This window comes from Algoriphagus sp. (genome assembly GCF_024642405.1).
In the GTDB taxonomy this organism is placed as follows: Bacteria; Bacteroidota; Bacteroidia; order Cytophagales; family Cyclobacteriaceae; genus Algoriphagus.
Window position 1 is genome coordinate 1 of record NZ_JAHEBC010000356.1, and the last position, 3,837, is coordinate 3,837.

Annotated in this window: 7 protein-coding genes; 4 read left to right on the forward strand and 3 right to left on the reverse strand. The window is 36.6% G+C overall.

What is annotated here, in order from left to right; translation table 11 throughout:
- Nucleotides 1-658: aldehyde dehydrogenase family protein (locus Q0L68_RS17630; RefSeq protein ID WP_296705578.1), on the forward strand; the 658-nt coding region annotated here is incomplete at its 5' end.
- Nucleotides 649-1,521 (forward strand): alpha/beta hydrolase, encoded by an 873-nt coding sequence (locus Q0L68_RS17635; RefSeq protein ID WP_296705579.1) that lies wholly within the window; start codon nt 649-651, stop codon nt 1,519-1,521. The genes Q0L68_RS17630 and Q0L68_RS17635, both read left to right, overlap by 10 nt.
- A gap of 38 nt (nt 1,522-1,559) precedes the next feature.
- Here Q0L68_RS17635 and Q0L68_RS17640 read toward each other — a convergent pair whose 3' ends face one another.
- Nucleotides 1,560-1,793 carry a hypothetical protein gene (locus tag Q0L68_RS17640; RefSeq protein WP_296705580.1) on the reverse strand — a complete coding sequence of 78 codons (234 nt, stop codon included), beginning with the start codon at nt 1,791-1,793 and terminating at the stop codon, nt 1,560-1,562.
- Nucleotides 1,768-2,370, reverse strand: a complete 603-nt coding sequence (locus tag Q0L68_RS17645; protein ID WP_296705581.1) for a sigma-70 family RNA polymerase sigma factor — start codon at nt 2,368-2,370, stop codon at nt 1,768-1,770. The genes Q0L68_RS17640 and Q0L68_RS17645 overlap by 26 nt, the downstream gene beginning before the upstream one ends.
- A 352-nt stretch (nt 2,371-2,722) precedes the next feature.
- Here Q0L68_RS17645 and Q0L68_RS17650 point away from each other — a divergent pair, with 352 nt between their 5' ends.
- Both Q0L68_RS17650 and Q0L68_RS17655 read left to right on the forward strand, forming a co-directional pair.
- Nucleotides 2,723-3,076 carry a DUF3127 domain-containing protein gene (locus Q0L68_RS17650; RefSeq protein ID WP_296705582.1) on the forward strand — a complete coding sequence of 118 codons (354 nt, stop codon included), beginning with the start codon at nt 2,723-2,725 and terminating at the stop codon, nt 3,074-3,076.
- A gap of 14 nt (nt 3,077-3,090) precedes the next feature.
- Nucleotides 3,091-3,549, forward strand: coding sequence for a hypothetical protein (locus tag Q0L68_RS17655; RefSeq protein ID WP_296705583.1), 459 nt, complete (start codon nt 3,091-3,093; stop codon nt 3,547-3,549).
- On the opposite strand, the gene Q0L68_RS17660 is transcribed toward Q0L68_RS17655, so the two are convergent.
- On the reverse strand, nt 3,546-3,695 hold the full coding sequence (locus Q0L68_RS17660; protein WP_296705584.1) for a hypothetical protein: 150 nt from the start codon (nt 3,693-3,695) through the stop codon (nt 3,546-3,548). The two genes, Q0L68_RS17655 and Q0L68_RS17660, sit on opposite strands and share 4 nt — an antisense overlap.
- Between the last annotated feature and the right edge of the window lie 142 nt (nt 3,696-3,837).

Below are 3,837 nucleotides of genomic sequence, written 5' to 3' on the forward strand. Positions count from 1 at the left end.
TTTAATTCAGGAAGAAGTGAAAGAGCCATTCCTGATGGAGCTTAAATTGGCTATACAAAAAATGTATGATCCAAAATATGAGGGTATCGTTAAGTCAAAAGACTTGGCGAGAATAATCAACCTCAAAAACTTTAATCGGATTCAAGGTCTATTTAATGATGCCTTTGAAAAAGGGGTAAAAGTAGATTTTGGAGGAACATTTGATCCAGAAACTCTTTTTATAGAGCCAACTTTGTTGTCGAATCTCAAAGAAGGAATGCATATTCTTGAAGAAGAAATATTTGGCCCTCTTCTACCTATTATATCATACAAAGATATTGATGAAGCCATCTCTATCATTAACTCAAAGCCAAAGCCCTTGGCACTATATTATTTCGGAGAGGAAAACAATACCTTTAAAAGAGTAATCCAGGAAACAAGTTCTGGCAACGCTGTGTTAAATGATTGTGTATTACATTTTATTCATCCGAACCTTCCATTTGGAGGAGTAAACAATAGCGGGATCGGCAAATCTCATGGCTATTTTGGATACCTTGCCTTTTCCAATGAAAAAGGCGTTTTAAAACAGCGAATTGGATTTAACAATTCTACCATGTTAACACCTCCTTACGACAATAAAACTCAAAAAATTATATCAACCTTGATTAAATGGCTATAAACAAACAAATTTTACGATTCCGCTTTTTTATTCTCCTTTCATTTTCAATAGTCTTTTTTTCCTGCAATAAGGATTCAGAAAATCCAGTTGTAGAAGTCGAAGCAATCGATATTCTAAATGAATCTTACGGAAATACAGCTGAGAATACCATGGATGTTTATTTGCCAGCTGGCAGATCCATCGCTGAAACACCACTTTTTATATACATCCATGGGGGAGCATGGGTCAGCGGTGATAAAAGTGAAATTCTGGCTTTCAGATCTCTAGTTGAATCTTCCTTTTCGGGATATGCGATAATTTCTTTGAATTACAGCTTATTAAATTTGGGAACAGGATCTGGCCAATTTCCAGATCAGGAAAATGACATTATTGATGCCATCAATTACATCGTTTCCAAAACAGAAGAATGGAATGTTTCAAAAAATATTATCTTGGCCGGAGCTAGCGCCGGAGGACATTTAGCGCTTTTACATAGTTACAAGCACCAAGAAATCGGGAATATTCAAGCTGTTTTGGCATTATTCCCCCCAACAGATTTGCAGTCTTTATATGGTTTTAACTCATTGACCTCCCAAGGACTTCAAGTCCTGCTTAATGGAACTCCTGAAAGTAATCCAATGGGCTATGCCCAGTCAAGCCCCATTACATTTGTTAATCCAAACAGTGTACCCACAGTTTTCTTCCATGGAACAAGCGATACGGTGGTACCAGTAAGCCAAAGTGAGATTTTAGCTGAAAAACTAGAAGAAAATAATGTTCCTTACTACTTCGAAGCATACCCGGGTGAAGGACATGGCTTGGGATTTGGCCCCTATGCAGAGGTGATCCAAAAAGCAGCCGATTTTATTAATCAGGAATTATAACAATAAAAAACCCCGCTAATGCGGGGTTACCATATTTTTCAGACTCTTTGGAGTCCCGTAGACTGTGCCATCGATTTAATGGCATTTACTACTTTTTCGGAAGGTTGAAGCTCGATTTGGTCTAATTGTTCCAAAGTGCTCAGCATCTCTACATATTCTTGCATCAATGACTCATCATTGTGCAAGGCTTGCACTAAAAGCTCTTGTTCATCCTCCGGCATTTCCTGATAGATGTATCTTACCAGGTCATTTGGGGTAAATAGTTTTATCATAGGCAACATTAAGGTGTTTCATCTTTTTTCTTAAATGGATCAAAGCATAGCGCATTCTTCCTAATGCAGTATTTATGCTTACTCCTGTTTGATCAGCAATTTCTTGAAAACTCATATCCAGATAATGTCTCATCACTAATACCTGTCTTTGAGCTTCAGGAAGTTCTTCAATAAGTCTTTTGACCAATTCAACAGTTTCATCCCGCATTTGTCGGTCTTCTACAGTCTCCTCTGCAAAACTCAATGAATTGAAAATATTTGACCCATCTTCCATTTGGATCATGGGGTATCTTTTCGATTTCCTAAAATGATCAATTGCAAGATTATGGGCAATTCGCATTACCCAAGGTTGAAACTTTCCTTCCTCGTTATATCTATCCGAGTTCAAAGTTTTCACTACTTTAATAAATACCTCCTGCAACAAATCTTCAGCAATTGACTGATCCTTAACGATAAGGAAGATTGTGGTATATAACTTACTTTGGTATCTATCTACCAAGAGATCAAAGGCAGCATCGTTTCCACTTCTATACTGAGCTATCAACTCACTGTCTTGAGGTCCTATTTTTTTACTCATCTTCAGTTGGTTTATGAACAACGTAGAAGTCTATACCATAGTATTTATTAAGCGTGAAAGAATGTGAAACAATTTTAAAAGTATAATATCAAAAACAACTCTGCAAAGATTTGTTTCAATTTTACTGGAATAATTTTCAGAAATAAATGAAACAAAATTTCCTTTTGTAAAAACAACAAAGGACCTCTGCTTTATTAAAAGGTTTATGATTTTAGAAGTGTTTCAGAACCAATGACCATGCCAAAAAATGTTAAAATTTGGTTTAAGATAAATACTATTTTCCATTAGACTTGTCGGGAGTTTTACAGTCCTTTGATTACCTTCGTGATATTATACTTTAAAAAATTAGAAGATGGAACTAAGTGGAAAGATTATACAAATTTTGCCAGAAGTAGGTGGTAATTCAAGAAATGGTAATGCTTGGAGAAAGCAGGAATATATTTTAGAAACTGGCGGAAATTATCCTAAAAAGGTTTGCCTATCCATTTGGGGAGATAAAATAGATCAGTTTGCAATACAAATGGGCGAGCAGGTTACTTTGGGAGTGGACTTAGAAAGCCGTGAATATAACGGAAGATGGTACACCGATGTGAAAGCCTATAAAGTAGATAGAACCGGATCTGAAAATAGTGCCCCATCCCAAAATTCAATGCCAGAGGTGAGTAGTTTTCATTCTGATACTGATGAAGATACTCTTCCATTTTAACTAATTTATTTGAGATGTGGGATGATTTTGAAGAAGACCCGGACTGGGATGAGGGAGATGAAGACAGCATCGAAAACCAACAAAATAAAATTTATAAACATCCTTTAATGCGGAAAGCAAAGGATATTATAAGACTTACTCATGCTTTAGTTGGAAGTCTAGACGAGGCAAGAAAAGAATTATATGGTGGATTAATGATGGAAGATGCTACGATCATGAGTTCCAAATTTGCAAGCACAGAAGTATTGGAGGATTATGTCGCAAAAATGGAAAATGCGACAATCATGAAGGTTCATGCTAAAAGCTTAAAGGCAATGACTTATCAGTTAGCAGTAGAGTCGACACATGCTGAGGAGCACCTTCAACTGTTAAGAGATGCTATCGAGGACTATCGAAAATTGTTTATTGAATGGGTCAAAGCTTTTGACTCCAATGAGAAATATGATGACGGCTGGGGGATTTTTACCGATTAAATTTTCCCTCCACCAAAATTAAAGCCCATCCAAGCACCAAGTATCATCAAGAGTAGCGTGATCACTATCAATAAAATCAGGATGTTTAATGGGATTTCCCATTTCTCGCCTCCCACTGTAAATCGAATTGGTTTCTTCCAGTCCATATAAAGGAAAATGCGGCTTTTTGCCGCATTTTTTATTTCTTCAAAATTTCTCTCCAGCCTTTCTCTTCTATTTGAGTTGCTGAGGCCTCTACTTTTTCTCTCAAAGTTGACTTAAACTTATCCATCTTATCTGCCACTTCTA

Coding starts and splice junctions, on each gene's coding strand:
- Q0L68_RS17635 (WP_296705579.1), top strand. CDS start 649: ATGGCTATAAACAAACAAATTTTACGATTCCGCTTTTTTATTCTCCTT.
- Q0L68_RS17640 (WP_296705580.1), bottom strand. CDS start 1,793: ATGATAAAACTATTTACCCCAAATGACCTGGTAAGATACATCTATCAG.
- Q0L68_RS17655 (WP_296705583.1), top strand. CDS start 3,091: ATGTGGGATGATTTTGAAGAAGACCCGGACTGGGATGAGGGAGATGAA.
- Q0L68_RS17645 (WP_296705581.1), bottom strand. CDS start 2,370: ATGAGTAAAAAAATAGGACCTCAAGACAGTGAGTTGATAGCTCAGTAT.
- Q0L68_RS17660 (WP_296705584.1), bottom strand. CDS start 3,695: ATGGACTGGAAGAAACCAATTCGATTTACAGTGGGAGGCGAGAAATGG.
- Q0L68_RS17650 (WP_296705582.1), top strand. CDS start 2,723: ATGGAACTAAGTGGAAAGATTATACAAATTTTGCCAGAAGTAGGTGGT.